This window comes from Sorangium sp. So ce204, from assembly GCF_051526795.1.
Taxonomy (GTDB): domain Bacteria; phylum Myxococcota_A; class Polyangia; order Polyangiales; family Polyangiaceae; genus Sorangium; species Sorangium cellulosum_B.
In genome coordinates this window covers 987,522-1,011,633 of sequence record NZ_CP150317.1, presented here as the reverse complement: position 1 = coordinate 1,011,633, position 24,112 = coordinate 987,522, and the positions used below count along the sequence as shown (strand labels likewise).

General features: G+C 71.9%; 22 protein-coding genes. 6 read left to right on the top strand and 16 right to left on the bottom strand.

Annotation, left to right across the window (positions count from 1 at the left end):
• Window positions 1-9: 9 nt before the first annotated feature.
• The 3 genes from WMF22_RS03750 to WMF22_RS03740 all read right to left on the bottom strand — a co-directional run bounded on the left by WMF22_RS03750 (window position 10) and on the right by WMF22_RS03740 (window position 4,012).
• The gene (locus tag WMF22_RS03750) at window positions 10-693 is read right to left on the bottom strand and encodes an extensin-like domain-containing protein (protein ID WP_437297742.1); all 684 of its coding nucleotides are present in this window, start codon (window positions 691-693) and stop codon (window positions 10-12) included.
• Window positions 694-1,018: 325 nt separating this feature from the next.
• Window positions 1,019-3,220, bottom strand: a complete 2,202-nt coding sequence (locus WMF22_RS03745) for an ABC transporter permease subunit/CPBP intramembrane protease (RefSeq protein WP_437297741.1) — start codon at window positions 3,218-3,220, stop codon at window positions 1,019-1,021.
• A 6-nt stretch (window positions 3,221-3,226) separates the two neighbouring features.
• Window positions 3,227-4,012 (bottom strand): ABC transporter ATP-binding protein, encoded by a 786-nt coding sequence (locus WMF22_RS03740; RefSeq protein ID WP_437297740.1) that lies wholly within the window; start codon window positions 4,010-4,012, stop codon window positions 3,227-3,229.
• A gap of 200 nt (window positions 4,013-4,212) precedes the next feature.
• Between WMF22_RS03740 and WMF22_RS03735 the strand changes: the two genes are divergently transcribed.
• From WMF22_RS03735 to WMF22_RS03720, 4 genes are all read left to right on the top strand, one after another.
• Entirely contained in the window at window positions 4,213-4,437 is a 225-nt protein-coding gene (locus WMF22_RS03735; protein ID WP_437297739.1) for a hypothetical protein, read from the top strand.
• Between the two features lie 82 nt (window positions 4,438-4,519).
• Window positions 4,520-5,722 carry a hypothetical protein gene (locus tag WMF22_RS03730; protein ID WP_438034866.1) on the top strand — a complete coding sequence of 401 codons (1,203 nt, stop codon included), beginning with the start codon at window positions 4,520-4,522 and terminating at the stop codon, window positions 5,720-5,722.
• A gap of 191 nt (window positions 5,723-5,913) precedes the next feature.
• Window positions 5,914-6,741, top strand: coding sequence for a bifunctional hydroxymethylpyrimidine kinase/phosphomethylpyrimidine kinase (gene thiD, locus WMF22_RS03725; protein WP_437297737.1), 828 nt, complete (start codon window positions 5,914-5,916; stop codon window positions 6,739-6,741).
• A 325-nt stretch (window positions 6,742-7,066) separates the two neighbouring features.
• Complete coding sequence (locus WMF22_RS03720; RefSeq protein WP_157906421.1) at window positions 7,067-8,752, top strand: FHA domain-containing serine/threonine-protein kinase; 1,686 nt, start codon at window positions 7,067-7,069, stop codon at window positions 8,750-8,752.
• A gap of 185 nt (window positions 8,753-8,937) precedes the next feature.
• Here WMF22_RS03720 and WMF22_RS03715 read toward each other — a convergent pair whose 3' ends face one another.
• From WMF22_RS03715 to WMF22_RS03680, 8 genes are all read right to left on the bottom strand, one after another.
• On the bottom strand, window positions 8,938-9,516 hold the full coding sequence (locus WMF22_RS03715; protein ID WP_438034865.1) for a hypothetical protein: 579 nt from the start codon (window positions 9,514-9,516) through the stop codon (window positions 8,938-8,940).
• Between the two features lie 407 nt (window positions 9,517-9,923).
• Entirely contained in the window at window positions 9,924-10,496 is a 573-nt protein-coding gene (locus WMF22_RS03710) for a hypothetical protein (RefSeq protein WP_437297735.1), read from the bottom strand.
• A 322-nt stretch (window positions 10,497-10,818) separates the two neighbouring features.
• Window positions 10,819-12,153 (bottom strand): tolB protein, encoded by a 1,335-nt coding sequence (locus tag WMF22_RS03705; RefSeq protein WP_438034864.1) that lies wholly within the window; start codon window positions 12,151-12,153, stop codon window positions 10,819-10,821.
• Window positions 12,144-13,004, bottom strand: a complete 861-nt coding sequence (locus tag WMF22_RS03700) for a TonB C-terminal domain-containing protein (protein ID WP_437297733.1) — start codon at window positions 13,002-13,004, stop codon at window positions 12,144-12,146. Before WMF22_RS03700 ends, WMF22_RS03705 begins: the two co-directional genes overlap by 10 nt.
• Window positions 13,001-13,498, bottom strand: coding sequence for a biopolymer transporter ExbD (locus tag WMF22_RS03695; protein WP_438034863.1), 498 nt, complete (start codon window positions 13,496-13,498; stop codon window positions 13,001-13,003). Before WMF22_RS03695 ends, WMF22_RS03700 begins: the two co-directional genes overlap by 4 nt.
• Window positions 13,499-13,518: 20 nt before the next feature.
• Window positions 13,519-14,259: a MotA/TolQ/ExbB proton channel family protein gene (locus WMF22_RS03690; protein ID WP_437297731.1), complete on the bottom strand. Its 741-nt coding sequence runs from the start codon at window positions 14,257-14,259 to the stop codon at window positions 13,519-13,521.
• A 150-nt stretch (window positions 14,260-14,409) separates the two neighbouring features.
• On the bottom strand, window positions 14,410-14,958 hold the full coding sequence (locus WMF22_RS03685; protein ID WP_437297730.1) for an OmpA family protein: 549 nt from the start codon (window positions 14,956-14,958) through the stop codon (window positions 14,410-14,412).
• A gap of 187 nt (window positions 14,959-15,145) precedes the next feature.
• Window positions 15,146-15,961 carry a hypothetical protein gene (locus WMF22_RS03680; protein ID WP_437297729.1) on the bottom strand — a complete coding sequence of 272 codons (816 nt, stop codon included), beginning with the start codon at window positions 15,959-15,961 and terminating at the stop codon, window positions 15,146-15,148.
• A gap of 625 nt (window positions 15,962-16,586) precedes the next feature.
• On the opposite strand from WMF22_RS03680, the gene WMF22_RS03675 reads away from it, so the two are divergent.
• Window positions 16,587-17,021, top strand: coding sequence for a DUF6918 family protein (locus WMF22_RS03675; RefSeq protein ID WP_437297728.1), 435 nt, complete (start codon window positions 16,587-16,589; stop codon window positions 17,019-17,021).
• Window positions 17,022-17,123: 102 nt separating this feature from the next.
• On the opposite strand, the gene WMF22_RS03670 is transcribed toward WMF22_RS03675, so the two are convergent.
• The 3 genes from WMF22_RS03670 to WMF22_RS03660 all read right to left on the bottom strand — a co-directional run bounded on the left by WMF22_RS03670 (window position 17,124) and on the right by WMF22_RS03660 (window position 21,182).
• Window positions 17,124-18,407, bottom strand: coding sequence for a hypothetical protein (locus tag WMF22_RS03670; RefSeq protein WP_438034862.1), 1,284 nt, complete (start codon window positions 18,405-18,407; stop codon window positions 17,124-17,126).
• A 43-nt stretch (window positions 18,408-18,450) separates the two neighbouring features.
• Entirely contained in the window at window positions 18,451-20,538 is a 2,088-nt protein-coding gene (fusA, locus tag WMF22_RS03665; RefSeq protein ID WP_437297726.1) for an elongation factor G, read from the bottom strand.
• 176 nt (window positions 20,539-20,714) lie between these two features.
• Entirely contained in the window at window positions 20,715-21,182 is a 468-nt protein-coding gene (locus WMF22_RS03660; protein ID WP_437297725.1) for a Tudor-knot domain-containing protein, read from the bottom strand.
• A 240-nt stretch (window positions 21,183-21,422) separates the two neighbouring features.
• Between WMF22_RS03660 and WMF22_RS03655 the strand changes: the two genes are divergently transcribed.
• Window positions 21,423-21,923, top strand: a complete 501-nt coding sequence (locus WMF22_RS03655; protein ID WP_437297724.1) for a YchJ family protein — start codon at window positions 21,423-21,425, stop codon at window positions 21,921-21,923.
• Window positions 21,924-21,967: 44 nt separating this feature from the next.
• Here WMF22_RS03655 and WMF22_RS03650 read toward each other — a convergent pair whose 3' ends face one another.
• Together WMF22_RS03650 and WMF22_RS03645 are read right to left on the bottom strand one after the other, a co-directional pair.
• The gene (locus WMF22_RS03650) at window positions 21,968-23,209 is read right to left on the bottom strand and encodes a patatin-like phospholipase family protein (RefSeq protein ID WP_438034861.1); all 1,242 of its coding nucleotides are present in this window, start codon (window positions 23,207-23,209) and stop codon (window positions 21,968-21,970) included.
• Window positions 23,206-24,081 carry a CPBP family intramembrane glutamic endopeptidase gene (locus tag WMF22_RS03645; protein ID WP_437297722.1) on the bottom strand — a complete coding sequence of 292 codons (876 nt, stop codon included), beginning with the start codon at window positions 24,079-24,081 and terminating at the stop codon, window positions 23,206-23,208. The genes WMF22_RS03650 and WMF22_RS03645 overlap by 4 nt, the downstream gene beginning before the upstream one ends.
• Window positions 24,082-24,112 lie beyond the last annotated feature (31 nt).

Sequence of the window (24,112 nt, the reverse complement as noted above, 5' to 3'; positions counted from 1 at the left end):
CCAGCCGTCTCAGTACCAGCGCGGCGTGCCGCAATCGATGTGCAGGTGGTCCCGGTGGCTTGCGTCGAAGTCCGGGCCGAGGACGCGCGCGGCCGCCCCGTCGGCGCGGAGCCGGCGGGCCACGCCCCGGAGGAAGCGGCCCTCACGGGTGCTCGGATCGTCCCCGTGGAGCACGTAATCGCGGAGCACGCTGATCGCGCGGCCGCGCTTCGGCGAGAAGCGCGCGATATCGAATGCATTGCCGAACGAGTGCTCGCTCAGCCCCTCGCTCCACGGGCGCATCCTGCCGACCACTTCGCGACAAGCATAGCTCCCCAGGGTGTTGATGCGGACGATCTGCGAGCTCAGGTGCGCCTCGGCCTCTTCCTGGATCACGCGCTCCATATCGGCCAGCCGGAGGGCGAGCGAGCAATCGACTTGCAGCGGCGGCGAGTAAACGATGCCGGTCGGCCCGCGGCTCAGCAGCACGCCGTGGGGGATGCCACACCCCTTCTTGTTGGGCTTCACGGTGTCCGGCAGCGACTGGAACCGCGCCCCCGCAACCTTGAGGGCATCGCGGCAATCCGCCCCTGCGGCCGCGGCGATGTGGTTCCACTGGCGCTGCGCCCGCGGAGGCCGCTCGCGGAGGCCGGCAGCGTCCGCGAGGTGCTCGATCCAGGGGCCGGCCCATCCCGGCGATGTCGGCGGCGTCACGGGTGGTCCTGCGGCACCGGCGGGCGCCGCTTCCGCGGAGACCGGCGCCCCCGCGGCCTCAGCCGGTGCTGCTCCAGCGATTCCAGCGAGGGCAGGCGCTTCGCCGGGGGCCGGCGCCGCGAGACGGCCGGGCGCGGTTCCTCCGCGCTCCGCGAGCGTGGGACCGCCGTGAGAGCAGGACAGCGCCGAGGTCATCGCCGCCGCAGCGAACCCCAGAAGAAAGCGTGCGTGCACATCGATGTCCGTACCGCCGCCAGCGGCCGGCGCAAGGTGCGCGATTCCCCTCCACGCGCACTCGCCCACACCGCTGCCGCGTTCGCCAGCCTCAGCCCTGCGCCGCGCCGCCTCCGCCGGCCGCTCCCCCGCGACGCTCGCGCTCGTCCATCTTCGCCTTCCCGTCCGGTTCCGGTTCCGGTTCCGGCGCGCTCGGCGCCGAGAACCGGAGCAGGAGCAGCCCGGCCAGCGAGACGACCATGCCCGCGAACGTCACGCTCCAGGGCAGGAGCTCTCCTTCGAGGAGGCCTTGCGCCCATGACGGCTTGAAATAGAGGAGCGACACCGCGAGCCCGTTGTTCAGGGCGTGAAGCAGCGCCCCGGGCAAAACGGAGCCGGTGCGGTGGCGCGCGTAGCCGAGCGCCAGCCCGAGCGAGAACGTCGGCAAGAGCCGGTACACCGACCCGTGCGCGAGCCCGAAGAGGAGCGCCGATACGCCGATCGCCACCGCGGGCCCGGCGCGGCGCAGGCCTGCGTAGACGAGGCCGCGGAACAGGAGCTCCTCGCAGACGGCCGGCGTGACGGCGACGAGCAGCAGGACGACCGGGTACGGCTGCCCGCCGAGCAGCACGAGCTCGCCCAGCTCGCGGGCGAAGGGCTCCGGCGCCGGGAACCACCGGAGGACGGTGCCGCCGATCGCGGCCCACGCCGCGACCCCGAGGAGCAGCGCCCCGGCGAGGCCCCGGACCGAGGCCAGCCTGAGGCCGAGCGTCGCCCGCGGCGAGTAGCCGAAGCCGGCGACCAGCGCGAGGGTCGGGACCAGGAAGAAGCCGACCTGGGAGACCGCGAGCTGGACCGCCACGCTGGTGCGGGCGATGAGCAGGCTGCCATAGAAGAAGAGCACCTGGACGCCCGCGAACGCCGCCAGCGAGAAGCCCGCCGAGGGCGCCCCGCCGGCCCGGCGCCCCAGGCCGAGCACGGCGCGCGCCGACTCTTGCCCCCCGAGGAGCACGCTCTCGCGCTCGAAGACGCGCGCGGCGAAGAGGAGCGCGAGGCAGGCATAGAGCGCCGAGGAGACGAGCGCGGTGAAGAGGAGATCGGCCGGCGCCTCTCCGACGAACAGCGCCTTGATCAGCACCGCGATGTTGAGGACCGGGGCGTAGGCCGTCCACGGGTTGAGCTCGACCACCGGCAGGGCCGTGATGCCGGCGAGCAGCGAGAGCGGCAGGTACGCCGGCATGAGCGCGTTCTGACCATCCTTGAAGTCCTTCGCGAACACGGCGAGCGCGAGGAACAGCGCCGAGAACAGCAGCGTGACCGGCACGAGCAGCACGAACGTCAGCGCGAAGGTGCCGGGGCCGACGACCATCGCGTCCGGCAGCAACCGGCTCACCGTGAGCGACATGCTCACCACGTTGCCGAGCGCCGTGAGCAGCGAGATGACCCACACGGCCAGGAACTTGCCCGAGATGATCTCGATGGGCCGCACGGGCGCGCACAGCAGCGTCTGCATCGTGCCGCGCTCCTTCTCGCCCGCCGTCAGATCGATCGCCGGGAGGAAGCTGCCGAGGAGCGACATCAGGATCAGCAGCATCGGCATCATCGCGCCGAGGATCTGGCCGACCTTGCGGCTGTCCGCCGCGACGTCGCGCGGCACGACGTCGAACGCGCGCGAGAACCCCTCGGGCAGGCCGCGCTCCGCCTCTCGATCCGCGACGATGGCCCTGCGGGCGCGCTGCAGCGCGCCCTCGAGGCGCGCCTCCGCCGTGGCCGAGTCGGCGCGGACCGAGTCGAAGTAAATCGCGACGGCGCCCTTCCCGCCGCGCCCGAGCTCGGCCCCCATCGATGGCCACGGCACGAGCACCGCGTCGACCTTGCGCTCGCTCACCGCGGCGCGCGCCGCGGCGAGCACGGCGTTCTCCGGCTCGATCCACCTCGGCGGCTCGGCCTCGGCCTCGGGGGGCGCCGCCTCGCCGTCGTCCGGCGCGGGCTCTGGCCCCGCCGGCGGCGCGAGCGCCCCGGAGAGGAGCCCCTCGCGCACGTCGGGGGGCGCGCCGGCCCACGGCGCGAGCTCGATCTTGCCCGCCGCGGAGAGCCTCGCCTGCAGGCCCTCGGCGAGCTCTCCCCAGACCGCGATCCTGGACGGGCGCGCCTCGCGCGCGGCCGCCTCGACGCCGACGAGCTTGCTCATCGCGAGCGCGAAGAGCGGATAGAGGAGGAGCGGGACCACGACGAGGCGCACGAGCGTGCGCCGATCCCGGAGCGACTCGACGAGCTCCTTGCGGAGGATCGTCCAGACGATGGCGAGCCTCACGGCGCGTCAGCTCCCTGGCGCGGGCGCGCCGGCGCGCTCGGGCGTGTCGCGCGCCGCGCCCGGGCGGCTCCGCTCCACGTGGTGGAGGAAGGCGTCGGTCAGGTTCGTCGTGCCGGACCGCCCGAGGAGCTCGGGCAGGGTGCCGGCGTCGACGACGCGCCCCTCGTGCATGAGGGCGATGCGGTCGCAGAGGTACTCGGCCTCGCTCATGATGTGCGTCGAGAAGAGGATCGCCCTGCCCGCGGCGCGCTCCCGCCGGATCGACGCGACGATGAAGCGGCCGCTGAGGATGTCGAGCGCGGTCGTCGGCTCGTCGAGGATGAGCACCTCCGGCTCGTGGAGGAACGCGCGCGCGATGTTGGCGCGCTGCTTCTGCCCCGTGGAGAGCGTGCCGCACGGCCGCGAGGCGAACGCGTCCATCTCCAGGTCGGCCACGAGCGCGTCGATCCGGCGCGAGAGCGCCGCCTCTTCCATGCCGTACAGCCGACCGAAGTAGCGGAGCACCTCGCGGGGCGTGAGCCGCTGGTAGAGCTGCGTGTCCCCGGAGAGGAAGCCGAGGCGCTGCTTCGCCTCGAGCGGCCTCGCGGCCAGGTCGACGCCGCCGACCAGGATCTGCCCCTGGTCCGGCGACAGGATGCCGGCGAGCATCCGCAAGGTCGTCGTCTTGCCCGCGCCGTTCGGCCCGAGCAGCCCGACGACCTCCCCGGCGTACACGGCGAGATCGACCCCGTCCACGGCCGTGACGCCGCCGAACCGCTTCACCAGACGCTCGGCGTACAGGGCGGGGCGCATGGAAGCGTCTCCTAGTTCGGCCCGCGGCGCGGCGCAAAGCGCCCGTCGGACGGCCCCGCACGCCGCGCGTGCCGCGGCGCGCCGCCCATCTGCTCGCGCCGCCCGGTCGCCTCCGTCCAGGCAGCGTCGCGGCGCCGCCCCCTCGACGTCCGCCGCGGCCCCCCTAGACTACGCTGACGTCCATGCCAACGAGCCCGTCGATGCCCTATCGCGACCGTACGACGCCCGAGCCGGTCCAGTGCCCCTGCGGCCATGGTCGCGATCATTACATGGTGAGCGCCGAGGCGGAGTACCGCGTCCTCGGGTACATCCAGCTCGCGTTCGGGATCTCGGCCCGGCCGACGAAGGTGAAGTACAGGTGCCGGCGCTGCGACACGGTCTTCGCGACGACGAAGGATCCCACGGTCCTCGACAAGCATTACTGACGCCGAAGCCTCCAGCGCGGTCAGGCACCTCCCCCTGCCGTGGTCGCCTCGCTCGGCGCGCCCTGTGGCATACTCGTCGCTGATGCGACAACGGCTCTTCGCGATATCGTTCGTGATGCTCGGCGCGGCGGCCCTCCCGGCCGGCTTCCTGGCGGTCGCCTGCTCACCGGCGGAGCGCTCGTTCGGCGATGCCAGCAGCGGCGGCGGCGGGACCGGCGGCGCGTCGCCGGCCGGCAGCGGCGGTGCATCGCCGGCCGGCAGCGGCGGTGCATCGCCGGCCGGCAGCGGGACCGGCGGCGGCGTGAGCGCCGGCGAAGGCGGGGGAGGAGGAACGGGCGCAGCTGGCGGAGGGGACACGCAACCATCGCCCCCGGAGGTCGTCGCCACGGGCCTCGACGACCCGTACTCGATCGCGGTCGACGACCAGAGCGTCTTCATCCTGTCCACCTCCACGTTGCTGCGTTGCCCCCTGGCAGGCTGCCCGGCTCCGGTGGTCCTCGCCGAGGGGCTCGGGCCTCCCTCGGGCGCCGCCATCGCCTCTCCCTACCTCATCGGGGTGGATCCGAATTTCGTGCACTGGCTGAGCTCCCCCAACGATGGAGGGTCCCGCCGCTACTACCGATGCCCGGCGGCCGGCTGCGTCTTCCAATCGCCGGTGCAAGTGTGGGAGTCCATCGCGAGCAACCTGAATCAGATCCAGGTGAGCGATGACGGCGTGGCGCGCATCTCGGACAAGTTCGATGTCCTGGAGTGCGATAACGGCCAATGCGAGCGGATCCGCTGCGTGAACGCGGACGGGATCCGTTCGTTCGTCATGGATGGGACGACCGTGTACTGGGCCCACGCCACCGATCCAGGAGGCGTCTATTTCTGCGATCCCGGCAATGCCGACGGCGCGATCCAGCTCCACGCCGAGCACGGCGTCGTCATGGCGATCCACGACGGGATTCATTACGTGATGAACGCGGCCAAGAGCACCATTTTCGCGTGCAAGAAGACCGGGTGCGGCGGCAGCCCGACGACCTTCGTCGAGGGCGAGCCGTCATTGACCAGCATGGCTGTCGGCCCCACAGGCGTGTACTGGACCGCTCTCGGCACGGGCACGAGCGCGGACGGCGTCGTCAAGATGTGTCCGCTGGACGGCTGCGGCGGCGGCCCTCGGGTCATCGCCTCGAACCAGGCGCGGCCGACGAGCGTCCGCCTCCGGAACGGCTTCGTCTACTGGTCCAACCGCGGCCTGGCCGGGAGCCCGATGTCGGGTGAGATCGTGCGCGCTGGCCTCTGACGCCCGGCCGGGATCGCGGCGCGGGCGCCTCCTCTCGCCGCGCCAGCAAGAACCCCTCGCCACTCGCCGCATTTCAGGACACCCTGCGCGCTCGCCATGCGCGCCTCTCGCAGCTCGCTCCCCGCTCTCCCAGCGCACCTGCCGCGCGGGGGCCGACCGGCCTCCGCGACCGCCCGCCGCCGGAGCGCGCCATGAAAGGACGCGTCCTCATCGTCGCCGGCTCCGACTCGGGCGGCGGCGCAGGAATCCAGGCCGATCTCAAGGCGGTCACCGCGCTCGACGCGTTCGGCGCGACGGCGATCACCGCGCTCACCGCCCAGAACACCCGCGGCGTCGACGCCGTGTTCCCGGTGCCGCCCGACTTCATCGGCCGCCAGATGGAGGTCGTGCTCGACGACATCGGCGCGGACGCCATCAAGACCGGGATGCTCCACTCGGCCGAGGTCATCGACGAGGTGGCGCGCGTCTACGAGCGCCTCGGCCGCGGCGCGCCGCTCGTGGTGGACCCGGTGATGGTCGCCAAGGGCGGCGCCCGGCTGCTGAAGTCCGACGCGGAGGGCGCCCTGCGCGCCCGGCTCCTGCCGCTCGCGGCGCTGCTCACGCCGAACATCCCCGAGGCCGAGGCGCTGACCGGGGTGGTCATCGACAGCGTGGACGCGATGCGCGGCGCCGCAGCGCGGCTGCTCGCCATGGGTCCGCGCGCCGTGCTGCTGAAGGGGGGCCACCTCCCGGGCGCGACGGTCGTCGACGTCCTCCGGGCCGCGCCGGGGCCCGGCGCCTCCGGGCTGCCGGAGGGCGAGCAGCTGTTCGAGGACGCGCGCATCGAGACGCGCGCGACCCACGGCACGGGCTGCACGCTCGCCTCGGCCATCGCCGCTGGCCTCGCCCAGGGCCTCGCCCTCGTCCCGGCGATCGGGCGCGCGCGGCGCTACCTCCGCGAGGCGATGCGCTCCGCGCCGGGGCTCGGCCAGGGCCACGGGCCGCTGAACCACGCCCACACGGCGCGGCCGTTCCCCTGAACAGCGCGGCGCGCCGCGCGCGTCTGTGGACGGCCGCGACGGCCGCGACGGCCGCGACGGCCGCGACGACCACGCCGGCCCCGCGCCGCGGGCCCCGCACGGCGGCCCCGTGCCGCGGGCCCCGCACGGCAGCCCGGCGGCTCTGCGAAGGAGCGGCGGGGCGGCCCGGTGCGGCGCCGAACGGGCCGCGTGCAGCGCTTGTGCAACGACTCGTTGCGCCCGGCGCGCGAATGGACGACCCTGCGCGCAGTCCGTATCGGCGTCCCGGCGCGTCTCCTTCGGCGCCGTCGCGGAGCTCTTCCTCACCCTTCGTGCGCCCGTGGCCGTGACCAAAGATCCCCTCCCTCCCATCGACGTCGGAACGGTCATCAACGACCGCTACGAGGTCCTGAAGAGCATCGGCAAAGGCGGCATGGGCGAGGTGTTCTTGGCCTTCGACCGCCTGACCCAGCAACAGGTGGCGCTCAAGGTGGTGCCCGAGGCCTCCGCCATGCCCGGCGACGACGAGGCGCTGCGGCAGGAGGTGATCCTCGCGCAGAAGGCCCGCCACCCGAACGTCTGCCGCGTGCACGACCTCGCCCCGAGCCCGTGGGGGCCCATCCTCGTGATGGAGTACATCCCCGGGCAGACGCTCCACAACCACATCCGCAAGCGCAAGACGTCGGGCGGGTTCAGCGCCGACGAGTTCCGGAAGATCTCGACCGACGTCTGCGCGGGGCTCGCCGCGATCCACCAGCAGGGGCTCGTGCACGGCGATCTGAAGCCCGGCAACGTGATGGTCGCCGACGATCGGGCGGTCATCCTCGACTTCGGCTTCGCGAAGGAGCGCGCCCGCGCCGCCGTGCGCAAGCCGGGGGCGCCTCCGGACGGCGGCACGCCTCACTACATGTCGCCGGAGCGGCTGCGCAGCGGCGGCGCGAGCCCGGAGGACGACGTCTACGCCGCGGCGCTGACGCTCTGGGAGATGTGGACCTGCCGCGTCCCCGAGCCCGGCTACAAGCCGCGGCTCAAGACGATGAAGCAGCAGATCACGTTCGACGTGCCCGCCGCGCTGACGAACGACGAGATCAGGCAGATCTTCCGCGCGCTGAACCCGGATCCGCAGATGCGCCCGCAGGCGCGGCACATGCGGTTCTTCAACCCGACGCAGACCGCGACCGCGCCGATCCAGCTGCCGCGCGAGCGCATCGATCCCGGCCCCGCGCCTGGGCGAGCCATCAAGACGCAGTTCACGCCGGGCGCGCAGTCGCTGCTCATCACGTACGCCACGAACGCGCCCGACAGCGTCGCCACCCTGTTCCCGCTGCAGAAGCCGGTGCTCTCCATCGGCCGCCGCAGCGATCAGGACCTCGTCCTCGCCGAGGCGACCGTCTCCGGATCCCACGCGCTCCTCCGCTGGCAGACGGGCTCCTGGCTGGTCGAGGATCTCAACAGCACGAACGGCACGTACGCGGACTTCCCCTTCGAGCGCAAAGCGCAGGTCTCGCTGCTCCATGGGGCCGAGGTGCAGCTCGGCGAGTGCCGTCTCATGGTGGTCACGTTCGGGCCCGACTCGCCGCACCACGACAAGGCGAAGCGTTACCTCGCCCGGCGCGACGGCCTCACGGGGCTGCTCGTGCGCGAGCACCTGATGAAGGCGATCGACGAGGATGGCTTCTTCGCCGAGTGGGGCGAGGTGCCGATGCAGATCGCGCGCTTCGAGCTCCGCGGCCAGAACGGCCTCGTGAGCTTGCGACCGACGATCCTCGAGATGCTCGCGCTGCGCAAGGCCGCGCTTCAGGTCGTCGATTTGACCCAGACGCTGCTGCTCAGCCTGACGCCGGCCGCGGCCGGGCGCACCGGCCCGCTCACGTTCGTCGTCTCCATCGTGGGTCCCAACCTGGACGAGGCCCAGCACGTGGTCGAGCAGGTCGTCGCGCAGGTGCAGGGCACGCTCCCCGAGACGCTCGAGCTGACCGCCACGCTCGTGAAGTGCGAGCCTGGCCGCCCCGCGCGCACGCTGATCGACTGAAGCAGACCGCCGGGTCGTCGCTCGACCGTCGCTCGACCACCGGGCGGTGGCTCGAGCGCGTGTTCCGTCACGAAGCCACGGAGCCCATCACCAGGCGCACCGCGCCGGCAGCGCGCCGCGCAGCGCCTGCACCCTGCGAGCGCTCCTGCGCAACGGGGCCGCTCCCAGGCCGGAGCAGCAAGCGGCTACTGGACGGCGAGCGGATGCTGGGCGGTGAGCGGCTGCTGGGGCCCGCTGCAGGCCTCGCCCGGAGCGGCGACACGATCGAGCATCACCTCGCCGGCCGACTTCCGGACGTCGATCTCGCCCTGCCAGATGAGCTCTGCGCTGCCCTGCGCGTCGACGACGTCGCGCAGCAGCCGCACGTAGACCTTGCGCTGGGCGACCTCGGGGATCGCCACCGCGAAGTCGAACGCGCAGACCGAATCACACCTCGGGTTCGCCGCGTCGGGCTCGTCCCGCTCGGTGATCTCGTAGATGCTGTCGATCCTGTCGACGTGCATCGCGCGCTGGCCGCAACAGTTCAGCAGGAGCCGGCTGTCCGCGATCTTCAGGGCGCCGCTCGACGGGTCGTAGCGCCAGCGCAGGACCTCGGCCCCGCAGTAGCTCTCCTCCCCCTCGGAGGCGAGCCGCCGCTCCGGATCCACGAACCCGCCGGCCTCGCTCACGAGCCCCACGTGCGCGGGCTCCGCCTCCAGGCACGCGCTCAGAGCGAGCAGCGACCCCACCGTTGCAAGCGCTCCACAGACCCCCAGGTACTTCATGCCCCGATTTCCTTGACTGTCCGCGACACGGTTAAAATTCGACCAAAAGGCAAAGAACCAGGGCCTCTAGAAACGCGCTTCACGTATCCGCTACGTGCGCCTAGGGATTCAGCTGCAAGCCAACGTACACAAGGTGCGCACATGCGCCGCACCCCGGAGCAGCTGTACGCATATTCGAGTGTGATTTACGGGTTTCTGGAAACCTTGTCCAGGCGAAAGTGGCAGAGTTAGCCCGATTCTCTGACCATGAACGTCATGGCCAGCCAAGCTCCTCCACCGCCCTCCATCATCCCACCCCATGACGCGCTGCCGTGTGCTGCCATGCGCGGCGGGACATTCACGAGCTCCCCCTGCCGCCCGCGGACGCGAGGTGCTGCGGAGCGATCCGGGGGCGTGTGCTCAGCGCCTCATCGCGCGGCGACCGTCTTGCTGCGCTGGCGCGGGGAGCCCTTCGCCTGGCAGCCGGCTTCCGCGGGCGTTTCGTCGAGTACGACCGCGCCGGCGGAGCCCCCCAGATCGAGGGAGCCGCTCCAGATCACGGCCGGGCCGCCCTGCTGATCGACGACGTCGCGCAGCAGCTTCACGTAGACCTCGCCCCGCGGGACGTCGTGCACGCCGACGGACAGATCGAAGGCGCACTGCTCACTGCAGCGACCTCCGGCGCCGTCCGGCGCGTCCCGCTCGGTGACCTCGAAGAGGCTGTCGATCCTCTCGACGTGGATCGCGCGCTTCCCGCAGCAGTCGAGCATCAAACGGGCATCGGCGAGGCGGAGCGTCGCCGCCGGCTCATCGTACTGCCAGCGCAGCACCTCGGCGCTGCAGTAACCCCCGTCCTCTGCCGCGGCGAGCCGGTGCTCCGGGTTCCTGAACCCCCCCTGCTCGCTGATCCTCGCCTCCTGAACCGCCGCCACCTGGCTGCAGCCACCGGAACAGAAGGCCCCGACGATCGCGATGGCGGTCCAGATACGGCTCGACACCATGCACTTCTCCATTTCCTCTTGGCTGGCTGGCCAGGGCGGTTCGTCCCAGCTTCGGTGCAATTTTCCAGCCAACTCTCCCCCTGAGCAGTCCGGAGGCTAACCGCGACCGACGCGGTGGGCCAAGGAAGCGGGGGCTGCCAGCGGTCTCCCTTCACCTTCGCTCGCAGCAGCGGCGCGGGAGGGCGCGCAGGAACTACCCACGTCAGACGTGCCGGGACGTAAAAAGTTGTCGGAGAGAGAACGCCTGGCTCAGCCACGACGTGGGCGGCCCTCGATCGGACACACGCCGGATGTCCGGGCCGTGCCCCGCGGCTCGCCCGCGTCAGTTCTTCGCTTCGACGGCCTTGCCGGGCGGAAGAGGATCCCAGCGCAGCGAGTCCCCGAGGAGGTTCGAGATGCGCTTCGGGCGCTGCCCGTCGACGCGCATGACGTAGAGCCCTGGCCCCTCGCCGGAGGTGCGCGTGGAGAAGAACGCCACGAGCCGCCCGTCGGGGCTGCAGGCCGGGTACCCGTTCCTGCCCTGATTCTGGGTCAACCGCACGAGGCCGCCGCCCGTCTCCCCCGAGGCGACGAGGTCGGTGTTCTTTCCAACGCCGACGGCATAGACGGCCTTCACGCCGTCGGGGTGGTTGCAGAACGTGGGCGCCGAGGCGAAGAGCCCGTCCGGAGAGATCGCCTTGTCGCCGACGTAGATGCGCTGTCCGTACCTGCCCTCGCCGGAGAAGGCGAGCTTGCCGGTCGGCGTGAACACCGGGTGGAGCGCCATCCCCACCTCGGACGCCGGCTTGATGCTCTGGAGATCGGGCCCGGAGAACAGCTTGATCGTCGACCCCACCCCGATGCTGAGGGCGACCTGGGCGCGATCCTTCGAGAACGCGATCCCGTAGACCGAGCCCTTCACGGGCAGCGCGAGCGGGCCGCCGGCGGGCGTGAAGACCTTGTACTCGTCGCCCTTCACGCTCGCCGCGTAGTGGAGCTGCTCGTTCTTCCCGAACGCAGGGGCGATGGCGGTCTGGTCGGGCGGCGAGACGGCCCTGGCGTCGTGGCCGTCGGCGTCGATCGTGAAGACACGCCGCAGCGAGCCCGAGCCCGAGGCGAACGTCATGTGGCTGGCGAAGCCGCCGTTCTGGCCGGTGAGCGCGCCGATCAGCTGGTCGGCCACCCGGTGCGACTCGAAGCGCACGTCGCGGAGGGGCACGATGAACTTCTTGTCGAACACCGGGGCCTGCCCGCGGTTCACCAGGAACGCCTGGCCGACGAGCTCGACCTTGTCAGCGGCGACCTTCTTGCCGCGCACGCTCACGACCGCCTCGACCCCTTTCGCGGACCACGCCTTCACGTCCACCGGGCTGTCGGAGAGGTACAGGCCGTCGGGCGCGGCGCTGTCGGGCAGCACCTCGAACTCGCCGCACAGCTCGAGGTCGCGCCGGACCACGCTGTGGATCGTCACGTCCTCGGGGTCCGAGACGAGCGACGGCAGGACGCCGATCTTCGGGAGCGGGCGCGTCGCGCCGGCCACGACCGTGATGTGGCCGAGCAGCTCGTCCGGGTTGGGCGGCGCCGCCGGGGAGGCCGGCGCCTGCGCAGGAGCAGGGGGAGCAGCGAGCGCGGCGGCGGCGAGCGCCAGGGCGCCGAGGGCAAATCGAGCTAGTCGCATGTGGTCTCTCTACAGACGAACGTGACGCTGACCTGCTTCTGCCCGAGGTTGGGATAATTCTCGGGCGGCGGCGGCAGCGCCTGCCCCTTCGCCGCCTCGAGGGTCGCCTGCGCGGCCGCGTCGAAGGCGGGATTCCCGCTCGGCGTCAGCGTGTAGCTCACCATCTGCCCGTCGGACAGGACGATGACCGCGCGCGGCTTGTGCTTCGTGAGCTCCTCCGGCGGGAGCCCCGAGCCGTTCACGCGGAACCTGCTCGAGAACCACCCCGCGATGCGGGCCAGGTACAGATCCACCGCGCGCGCCTTGAGGGGATCGGTCTCGGTCCCCTCCTTCACGCCGTCCTCGTGGCCCTCCTGGTCGACGTTGGCGGCCGGGGCGGCGTCGGTCTTCGGATCGAGCTCGGTGTCGACCTGCTTCGCGATCTCGGCGTCGGGCGGCGGCGGCGCGGTGCCCGCGTCGGCGATCTTGACCTCCTTGGGCGGGATGTCCGCCTCGGTCTTGCCCGCGCTCGGCGACACGAACGCCTTCTGCTCGACGCGCGGCTTGGGCGCCTGGCGCACCCACCGGTCGGGCAGCTTCATCTTGTCGCGCTTGCCGCCCAGCTTGAGCAGCGGCGTGTCCATGTCGAGCACCGGCACGACCTTCACCGGGACGCTCGGCCCCTTGTCGATCTCGGGCGCCGCCGCGGGCACGGTGAGGTCGGCCAGGCTGACCGCGACGGCGGCCCCCGCCTGCACGGCCATCGCCACCGCGACGGCGAGCGCGATGTCCCGCGGGCGGAAGTCGCTCGCCGGCCGGCGCTGCCCCGGCGGCGTCCTCGGTCCGGGCGCGCGCGCCGCAGCCGTGCTCACGGCGCCGCACCTCCGGGCCGCGGCGCGGCTCCCCCAAGTCGCGGCGCCGTTCCCCCGGGCGGCGGCGGCGCGCCCTCCGGCTCGATCTCCGGCTGGACGAGGAGGTTCAGCCCCTCGACCCCGGCGGCCCGGGCGGCGGCGACGACGCGCGCCACGGCGCCGTAGCGGGCGTCCTTGTCGGCGCGGATGTAGAGCTCCTTCTCCTTCTGGACGCGCCCGTTCGAGGCGAGCACGCCCTCGATGTCGGCGGTCGCGTCGTCCTCGCCGAAGAGGATCTTCTCTTCCTTCGTGACGGTCACGACGAGCTTCGTGTCCTTCGTCGGCGCCTCCTCGGCGGAGACGTTGGGCAGCTCGACCCGGAGCCCGGCCGTGAGCAGCGGGGCCGTGACCATGAACACAACGAGGAGCACGAGCATCACGTCCACGAGCGGCGTGACGTTGATGTCGCTGAAACCGCCGCCGCCGCGCCGCCTGCGCCCTCCACCGACCGACATGCCCATGATCGGCCCGCCCCTCAGCCCTTCGGCATCACCGGCGTGGGCCGGTCGCTCGACCGCTGGAGCGCCAGCGGGATGGACTCCTGCATCCCCCGCGCGGAGAGCGACGCGATCTCCACCCAGCCCTCGCTCGCGGCCTCGAGCGCGGCGAGCAGGTCGTCGACGCGCTTGTTGATCCCGTTGTACGCGATGACCGCCGGGATCGCGGCGAACAGCCCGATCGCGGTCGCGATGAGCGCCTCGCCGATGGCCGGGGCGACGACGGGCAGCGACGCGCTCTTCTGCTGACCGATGCGGAGGAACGCGTCCATGATCCCGTAGACCGTGCCGAACAGGCCGATGAACGGCGACGCCGCCGCGATCGACGAGAGCGTCGGCATGAGCGCGCTCGCCCGCTGCGTCTCGGTCACGATCGCCCGCTTCGCGATCGAGTCGAGGAGCCGGCTCGTCCCGACGCGGCGGCTGAGCTCCATCACGACGCGGGCGCCGGGCGCGTCCGCGTGCCGCTGCGCGAGCGCGAACAGCTGATCGGGCGAGTGGGCGTGCGCCGACTCTTGCTCGAACCGCGCCTGCAGAGAGGCGAGCCGCGCGAGCTGGAGGACCTTGAGGACGGCGATCACCCAGACGAGGATGGCCGCGAAGATCAGCAGCCACACGACCAGGAAGACGGGACCGGAGGCGTGGAGGACCAAGGAGACGGGATCGAGCTTGATCGGGACCGTCATCGCCGGGTCAGGGGCGCTTTGCAGGAAGGCCATTTCGATCTCTTCGGGTCAGGGAGTCGGCTCGTCAGGGTTCCGCGCGCGCGGGCCCGTTCAGTGGAGTTTGCGGCCGCGGCCCCCTCTCTCGCCTGGAAGCGCGGCCGTGGCCCTCTTCAAGTTCGCCCGGCGCCGCACGCGGCGCGGCGCTCAGTCCGCGAGCAGGATGTCGACCTTCCGGTCGCGCGCCCAGCCCTCTTCGTCCGTGCCGGTCGCCTCGAACTCGCCCTTCGACGAGGTCGCGATGCGGCCCTGCTCGAGGCCCTTCTTGCCGAGGTACTCCGCGACGCTGCCGGCGCGCTTCTGGCCGAGGCCCAGGTTGTACTCCGTCTCCCCGCGGGGGTCGGCGTGGCCGATGAGCTTCATCCCCTTGCCCTTGAGCGGACCCGAGACGAAGCAGCGCGCGAGCGCGTCGAGCGCGCCCGCCGCCTCGCCCTCGATCGACGTCGAGTCGAACGCGAAGCGGGCGGTCGGTAGATCGCCGCAGGCCTTGAGGATCTTGTCGTCGATGCGGATCGAGCCGCTCGTCGGCTTCTCGGTGTCCTGCTTCGGGGCAGGCGGGGCGGCGGTCTTCGCCACCGGAGGGGGCGCGACGTCGCTGGCGACATTCGCCGGCGGCTGCGGATCGGAGCCGCAGCCGGCCGCGAAGGCGGCAAGGGGCGCCGAGACCACGAGGATCAACGCAGGCAGTTTTGTCATGGGCATGCCGTTACCACGCCGGGAGGCGCGTTGCAGCATTTTGAGCGCTCGCCGGCGAGCCGGCGCGCCCGGATGACAGGCATTCCGTTAATAGTGCCGCGATGAATCGCTCGATTCCGGCGCGGGAATATTTTGGGCACCAACGGGTTGGCCCGCCCCGCGCCGAGCGCGCGCCCTCCGGCGCGGGCTATTCCTCGCTGGTGTCGGCCTGGCGCCGCGTCTCCGCAGCGGCGGGCGCCGGAGGATCGGCGACGGCTGCAGCCATCGCGTCGGTGAGCGACATCGGCGCCTGAGGCCGCGATACCTCCTCGGACGCGAGCGGAGGCGGCGGCTGACGCTCAGGCCGGGCGCGGGCCCCCGAAGCGGCGGGCGGGCGCACCCCCGCCCCGGAGGCCTCGCGCGCGCCCGCCTCCGGCGCGGCGCGCGGCCGCGGCGCCGTGGCGGGCTCGGCGGCGCCGGCCTCGTCCTCGTCGGTTGCTTGCGCGCGCGCGTCGAGCCCGCGCAGCGCCGTCCTCCGGGGGCCGGGCGCCTCGACCGGCACGCGCACCTCGCGCGCGATCTCCCCGGCCCGGGACACGCCGCGCTGCGCTGCAGGCGGCACGTCATCCCGCGGCGCGCGCGACATCCGGCCAACGACCAGCGTGAGCCCGACAGCGATCACCAGGGCGCCGGCCACGGTCGCCGCCGCGAGGATGCGCACGCGGGCTCGTGATCGCGCCCGCGAGGGCACCGCGACGGGCACGAGCGCGTCGTGGACGCGCATCACGTCGCTCACGCTCGGCGCATCGACCACGACCGGCGCCGTGCCCGCGAGCGCGCTCGAGGCGGTCGCCGCGGTCGACTCCGCGCCCCCGATCGCCTGTGGCGTCGTCAGGCCCACCGCCGCCGGAGCGACAGGGCCGCTGCCCGGCGCGACCGAGCCCGCCGCCGACGCGCTCGACGTCGTCGTCGCGGCGGGAAGCGTCGCGATGAACGACTTCAGCGCGAGCGACCGGAGATCCATGATCGTCGGGTCATCGTCGCTCCGTGGCACCGAGGGCGCGCTCGATCGCCGGAGCGGCGGCGGAGGCCGGCTCGATCGCCGGCCGGCGCCTCCCGCCGGGGGCGCTGCCGCACCCCTCCCGTGCGCACGGAGCATCGCACCGCCGCAGACGCTGCACTCGAGCGCAGCCCCGCCGCGCGCGTCGCTCGACACCGTGGTGACGATTCCGCAGATTTCGCAGGTAACGTCCATGAGCCCCCCGCAGGCCTCGCGACACGACAGCGGCGAGCGCCCGCCACGCCAAACTGTGATTCAAATTACATCTTGAGTATGGCGCGCGAGCGGCGGCCATGCATGCGGTCTCCGCGCGGCATTTCAGAGAATCGAGCGCGTGACGGCGCTGCAATGCCATCCCGGACGGTCGACATCGGACGAGAGCCGTCCTGGACCGAAGGTTTCCCGGGTGGGCGCTTGCGATGCCGGCCTTCGGGCCGCTGTGGTAAGAGCCGCGCTTCGATGTGGTCGGGAGCGGACCACCGGTCCGCTCGACGTGGTCGCGGCTCCCTGCCGGGGGTCACGCGGGGGTCACGCTGACATGGGTCTGGGGGCCGCGACCGGCCTCCGAAGCGCCCGGAGGAGTTCGAGAATGGGTCTCAGCGAAACGCTGCTCGATGCGAACAAGAAATCCAAGGTCGTCGCCGACTGTTGCACGCTGGTCGACGAGGAGGTGGCTTCGAAGAGCGGACTCTCCGGCCTGGCGGTCAAGGCCGGCTACGCGGCCGTGAAGGGCATCAAGCCCGGCTTCATCCAGCAGGTGGTCGAGAAGCTCCTGCCCGAGTTCGCCAAGAAGCTCGACCCCATCTGGACCGAGGCCGCGAGCAGCGGCAACCCGAGCTCCTTCTTCACGTCGAACCGCTCGCGGATCGCGGACGCGCTCCTCAGCATCACCGACGAGAAGGCGAAGTCGTCGTCGAGCGGCGTGGTGCGCGGCACCTACGAGAAGCTGCGCGGCTCGGCGAAGAAGAACGTCGAGGAGGCCGTTCCGCGCCTCGCCCAGCTCATCCAGAAGCACACGGCCTGAGCGGCTCGGCGCGGCAGGCCCGCTCGCGCCGGCCTGCTGCGCGCCGCAGCGAGGCGCCCCCGCGGCCGCGTGCGCGGCGGAGGGCGCCCCCGCGATCGGCGCTCAGCCAGGCTCGCCGAAGCTGCGCGCGAAGAGGTCGCGGATCGCGTCGCGGCCGGCGTCGTTGAGATCCTGCGTGCCGATGCCGGCGAAGTTCTCGCAGGTGATGCTCGGCTGCCGCGCCATCTCCCAGGCCGAGCCGCTCCAGCGGAACCAGCCGCGCTTCTCCTGATCGTAGACGAACAGCTGCTTCTTCCAGAGGCGCGCGAGCTCCGCGCCCCAGCCGGTGCCGCCGCGCACGGTGCCGTCCTCCTGGAGCGTCCCCACGACGAAGACCTGGCTGGCCGCGTTGATCTGGTGCCAGATCGTCTGGAGGATGTTGCGCACGAGCGGGATCTCGCTCAGCACGCGGCCGAGGCGCCGCGACACGTAGACGAGGCTGAAGTCGCCCTTGCGCAGCTCGTCGTCCCCCAGCACGACCACGCCGCGCTGGCGCTCGAGGAGCCGGTGGCCCTCGAAGCTGTAGTTCAGCTCCTGCACCCCGTACCGCTCGGCGCACGCGCCGAACTCGGCCTCCGCCCCCTTGGCGCCGCCCGAGTGCACGCGGAAGGTCCGCGGGTCCTTCGGCCGCTCCGAGGGGGGCCGCACGTCCTCGTCGATGACGCGCATCGAGTGGGGATCGAGCCGCAGGTGGAGATCGGCGAGATCCTTGTTGCCGTGGTCCTTCAGCAGCCGCAGGCGAACCACGTCGCGCTCCGGCTGCAGGTAGACGACCACGTTGAGGTGGCGCTCGACCCCCTGGAGCGCGGCAGGCAGCTTGCCGGGAGGGCCCGCCTCGTCGACCTGGGCCGCGACCCAGACCTCGGCGGAGCGCTCCTTCGCGAGCCGCCCGAGCGCCTCCATCGCCTGCTCCGACGCGACCGCCACGTCGAAGCCGTCGACGATGATCACGTCGGGCTCGAAGTGGGCGACGCCGCGCGCGAACGCCACCGTCTCGAGCATCTTCTCGACCCACAGGCGCGCCGCCTCTTCGGGCGCGTCGGCCGACGCCTTCACGTGGCCGAGGTGCGAGTAGATCTGCCGGTGCCGCTCGACCTCGAGCCGGACGGCCTCCGGCTCCTCGAGCCGCATCGACTGCGCGAGATCGTGGAAGATCTCGTCGTAGTACGCGCGGACGTGATCGACCGCGTTCTCGTGCGAGATGTGGAGGACCCGGCGATCCCGCAGCAGATCGTCGAGCGCGATCTGCACGAGCAACGCCGTCTTGCCCACGCCGGGCCGGGAGACGATGACGCCGACGTTGCCGCGACCCAGCCCGCCGTGCATCGACCCCTCGAAGACCCGCATGGGGCTCCGCTCGTTTACCTCTTTGCGGTACATGCCGACCCCCTCACTTGGCCTTCTTCGCCTGCTCTTCCCGGTATTTCTTGATGAGCTCCTCACCAAGCGCCGCCGGAAGAGGAGCATAGCGCGAGAACTCCATCGTGAACTCGGCTTTGCCCTGGGTCGCGGAGCGGAGGACGGTCGAGAAGCCGAACATGTCGGAGAGCGGCACCTCCGCCTCGACGCGGCAGAAGCCGTCTGCCTCGGTCGAACCGACGATGATGCCGCGCCGCTGCATGAGGATGCCGACGATGCCGCCCTGGTACTCGCTCGGCCCCTCGCAGGCGACCTTCATCAGCGGCTCCAGGATCTGCGGGCCGGCCTTGGGGTACGTCTCGCGCCAGGCGCCGCGCGCGGCCTCCTGGAAGGCGATGTCGGACGAGTCGACCGCGTGGGCCGCGCCGTCGTTCAGCGTGACCGACACGCCCGTGACGGGCGCGCCGATGAGCTGCCCCTTGGCGAGCATCGACACGAAGCCCTTCTCGACCGCCGGGATGAACTCGCGCGGGATCGCGCCGCCGACGACCTGATCGTCGAACCGGAACGGCGCCTCCGTCCACGGCTCGATGAAGCCGCCGACCTTGCCGTACTGACCGGAGCCGCCGGTCTGCTTCTTGTGCGTGTAGTTGAAGTCGACGCGGCGCGTGATCGTCTCGCGGTACGCGACGCGCGGCGGGCTCGTGACCACCTCGGCCGCGTACTCGCGCTTCATGCGCTCGATGTAGACGTCCAGGTGGAGCTCGCCCATGCCCTGGATGATCGTCTCGCCGCTCTCCGGATCCGCCCCGACGCGGAAGGTCGGGTCCTCCTTGGTGAAGCGGCGCAGCGCCTTCGACATGTTCGCCTGGGCCTTGTTGTCCTTGGGCGTCACCGTCAGCGAGATGACGGGGTCGGGCACGTGCATCGACGTCATCGCGACGCTCAGGGTCCCGTCCGTGAAGGTGTCGCCGGAGTTGCAGTCGATGCCGAACATCGCGACGATGTCGCCCGCGCCCGCGGAGTCGATGTCCTCCATCTCGTCCGCGTGCATGCGGACGAGCCGGCCGACCTTGTGGCGCTTGCCGGTGCGGGTGTTCGTGATCTCGCCCCCGCGGGTGAGGTTGCCCTGGTAGACCCGCAGGTACGTGAGCTGGCCGAAGCGCCCGTCCTCGAGCTTGAACGCGAGCATCACGAGCGGCTTGTCCGAGTCGCTCGACAGCACGACCTCGGCCTCGTCCTTGTCGAGATCCACGGCCTTGTTCGTGATGTCGGCGGGCGTCGGCAGGTAGCGGGTCACGCCGTCGAGCAGGACCTGCACCGCCTTGTTCTTGTAGGCCGACCCCATCATCACCGGGACGATCTGGAGCTTCACGGTCGCCTCGCGGATCGCCTTCTGGAGGAGCTCCTCGGTGACGCGCTCCTCGAGGATCGCCTCCGTGAGCTCGTCGGAGTACATCGAGAGCGCGTCGAGCATCTCCTCGCGCGCCGCCTTCGCCTCGTCGGCCATGTCGGCCGGGATGTCGCCGACGACGATCTTCTCGCCGTTCGCCCCCTCGAACCGGTAGGACTTCATCGCGATGAGGTCGACGACCCCCTCGAACTTGTCCTCGAGCCCGATCGGCAGCTGCAGCAGGACCGGGTTCAGGTTGAGCTTCTCGCGCAGCTGCGCGCGGACCCGCAGCGGGTTCGCGCCGGCGCGGTCGCACTTGTTCACGAACGCGATGCGCGGGACGCCGTAGCGGCGCATCTGGCGGTCGACCGTGAGCGACTGGCTCTGCACGCCGGCGACGGCGCAGAGGACCAGGATCGCGCCGTCGAGCACGCGCATCGCGCGCTCGACCTCGATCGTGAAGTCCACGTGGCCGGGCGTGTCGATCACGTTGATCTGGTGCCCGTTCCAGAAGCAGTGCGTGGCCGCGGACTGGATGGTGATCCCGCGCTCGCGCTCGAGATCCATCGAGTCCATCTTCGCGCCGACGCCGTCCTTGCCCTTGACGTCGTGGATGGCGTGGATCCGCTTGGTGTAAAAGAGGATGCGCTCGGTCAGCGTTGTCTTGCCCGAATCGATGTGGGCGCTGATCCCGATGTTGCGCAGCTTGGACAGTTCGCTGATCACAGAAGGCTCCCCGCCGCGCACCCGTGAGGGCGTGCCCGTGGAGGGCGTGCGGCACGCATCGAACGTCAGCCAGGCGGCGCACTCTTGCGATCGCCCAGTCAGAAATTCGGCGCGGCTCTTAATTCGGCCCCATGGCCAGCGCCAGGGGGAAAATGATCGCGCGTGAATATTTCACGCTACTTGGCTTGAATCCTGGAAAGCCCGACCGTCTCGTCCCACTCGGATCCGTAGCCGTCGTAGTGGATGCGGTAGCGCTCCTGCCCCACGATGCCGGTGACGACCGCCGGGTACATCTGCCCGTGCCACTCGACGCGGACCCTGTCGCCGATCTTGTAGACGTTCGTCTGCGACGCCTGCAGCCCCTTGCTCCGGACCTTCGGCGGCGGCGGCGGGTGGACGACGTTGCCCTCGACGAGGCCGCGGATCCGGTCACGAGGTACAACTTCGTCCCAGATGTCGTCGTACCCCTGGTAGTGGATCTTGAACTTCGTCGGGCCCAGGACCTCGATGACCTCGGCCGGGTAGACGTTCCCTTCCCACGTCACGAGGACGTGATCGCCGATGGCGTATTGGCGCTTGCAGCCCCCCAGAACCAGGGCGAGGGCCAGGAGGAGGGCCGCGGCGTGAGCGCGCGCTGCGGGCATACTTCCCGCCCGCCTTACCGTCCTCGCCGGCGCCCCGCAAGAGGCTTCGCTCAGGGACGCGCGCGGGTCGGCGCTGGACGGCGCGACGGCGCCGGGCCACGCCGTGCCGGGTCGTCCTGCGGCAGGCCGCGCCATGCCGCGGTGAGCCGTCCTGTCGCGCGCCCCGCCACGCCCGCCGCGCCCCATCTCGACGCCTCCCAGGGCGCTGCACCGGGGCACGAACCCGTGTAGAGAACGCCCATGACCCGAGATGTTCGTCCTGGTACGGGGACCCTCTCCCGCCCGTGCCCGTGCGGCTCGGGGCGCTCGTACCGCGAGTGCTGCGCCCCCTGCCATCTGGGCGATCGCGAGGCGCCCGACGCCGTGGCGCTGATGCGCTCGCGGTACGCCGCGTTCGCGGTCGGAGACACGGCCTACCTCTGGCGGACGCTGCACATGGGCCACATCGACCGCGGGCGCGACAGGGACCAGGTGCTCCGCGAGCTGAAGGTGACGATCCACCACCACCGGTACCGGGGCCTCCAGATCCTCGACAGCCTGCAGAGCGGCGACTCCGCGTCGGTGCTGTTCCTCGCCAAGATCTTCGAGGCGGGCGTCGATCGATCGTTCGTCGAGCTGTCCGATTTCCTCCACGACGGCGAGGGCTGGCGCTACCTGCACGGCGTCGCCATCCCGCGCGCCCGCATCAGCGTCCCGCCCGACGAGCTGACGATCGCCCGGTTCTCCTCCCTCGCCAGCTGACCGGCCTTCGCCGGCCGAGCGGGCGCTCGGGCGACCGATGCGCCTCAGCCGGCCGACGGGCCCGACGCGCGGGCCTCGTGCCAGCCCATCGCCTCGACCACGGCGCGGTTCTTGTCCATCCACACCGCGATGCGCTCGCGCGTCGTCCGGTAGGCGTATTCGAGGATGGCGCGCCGCGCGCGCAGGTTGGCGGGGTTGTGGAGGAACAGCAGCGCGTCGTTCCGCGCGGGCTCGAGCACGAGGACCTGCATCTTGCCCTCGGCGAGCGCGCGTCCCACCGCCTGGTGGAGCCGCGCGTGCGCGCCGATCCGCATCGCCTGGTTGAAGATCCAGAGCATGCCCTTGTCGCGCACGCTCTCGCGCACCCCGTGCCCTGTCGGGACGGGGCGGTGCGCGGTGGAGACGGGCACGAGCGGGCTCACGACGATCGTGAGCTCCACGCCGGCGGCCTGCGCGAGATCGAGGTGCGCCACGTGGCCCAGCCCGCCGTCGAGGTAGTGGCGGTGCTCGACGCGCACCGGCGAGAAGAACAGCGGGAGCGCGAGCGACGCCGCGCAGGCGAGCGACACCGGGACGTGGTCGAACCCCTCGGCGCCGAAGACCACGCGCTCGCCCGAGTCGAGGTCGTGCGCCGGGATGCGCAGCGTCCGCGGCATCGCGCGGAACGAGTTCGGGATGCCGCGCCGCAGGAAGAACTCGCCGAGGAACCGCTCGTAGCGATCGAGCTGGAAGAGCCCCGCGGGGAGCGAGTCGTTGAAGCGATCGAGCTGCTCGAACAGGTACTGCTGCGCCGGCGCGTTCGGGGTCGCGTCGCCCCGGGTCGTGAGCCGGACGATCGCGTGGCGGAGCGCGACCATGCTGGTGCTGAGCGCGCGCCGCCACTCGCCGACGTCGAGGTGGAGGAGGTGGCTGCGCTCCAGCGGGAAGAAGTTGTCGACCGGATCGAGCAGGGCGCGGTAGAGCCGCTCGATCGGGATGCCGCCCGCCAGGGCCGCGGCGACCGCGGCGCCGCTGCCGTGCCCGAGGTAGAGCGAGAAGCTCTGGTTGTCGATCCCCTCGACGCCATCCTCGAGCGCCGCGAGCGCGCCGATCTGGTAGAGCGCGCCCGTCAGGCCGCCCCCTGGCAAGCAGAGGCTGACCCGCGCCCGCTTCGCCCCGGCGCGCGGGGCGGCGCGGCCCTCGCCGCCCGCGTCCACGGTCCCGGAGGAGCGGCCCTCGCCGTCCCCCGCTGCGATCTGCGCGGATCGGCTCGCGCCGCCGCCTTGGCTCCCGAACGCCGGCATCATGAGAGGTCCTTTTCCCTCGCGCGGGCCGCCCCCTCGGCGCGACGGCCGAGGACGCAGGCGAGCGCGGTCAACACGAGCGCGGAGGCGGAGCTCGCCGCCACGAGCCACGCCGGGCTCGCCGCGGCGTCGGGCAGCGCGGCGCCGGCGGCCGAGGGCGCGCCGTCGGCCGCCCCCGCGCCCGCCGCGGAGAGGAGCGCGAAGCACTGGATGGCGTTGTAGGTGCCGTGGAGGAGGATGGACGGCAAGAGCGACCCGCTCGCGACGCGGAGCACGCCGAGGGCCGCGCCGAAGATCCCGATCGGCAGGAACTTCTGCCACCCGACGTGGGCCACCGCGAAGAGCGCGGCCGTGATCGCGATCACGAGCGGCGCGCGGTGCGTCCAGCGCAGCGGGCGGGCGAGCGCTCCCCGGAAGAAGACCTCCTCCAGCGCGGGGCCGAGCACGATGAAGATGAGGCCGAGCGCGGCCCGCTCGGGCGCGCTCGCGTCGACGAAGACCCGGACGAGCTCGGCGTCGTCGATCCCCGACGGCCAGCGCGCCTCGATCGCCGTGTAGAGCGCGGCGATGGGCCCCTCGAGCGCGAAGCCGAGCGCGATCGCGAGCGGATAGAACGCCACGTGCGTCCCGCGCACGCCGAGGAACTGCCGGATCGACGCGCGCGGCGCGTGCACCTGGAGCACGCCGAAGAGCCCGAGCAGGTACGCCGCGGCCTGGCACGCGAAGCTGCCGATGACGTCGAGCTTCGGCGCCGCCCGGAACGAGCCCGCGCCGTCGAGCGCCGGCTCCATCCGGAAGGAGGAGATCAGGCCGAGCAGGAACAGGAACAGCGCGGTGACGCCCACGGTCCAGCCGATGGCCCCGGGGATCGACATCGGTCGCTCCTCGCCGCCTGGCCGGACGAGC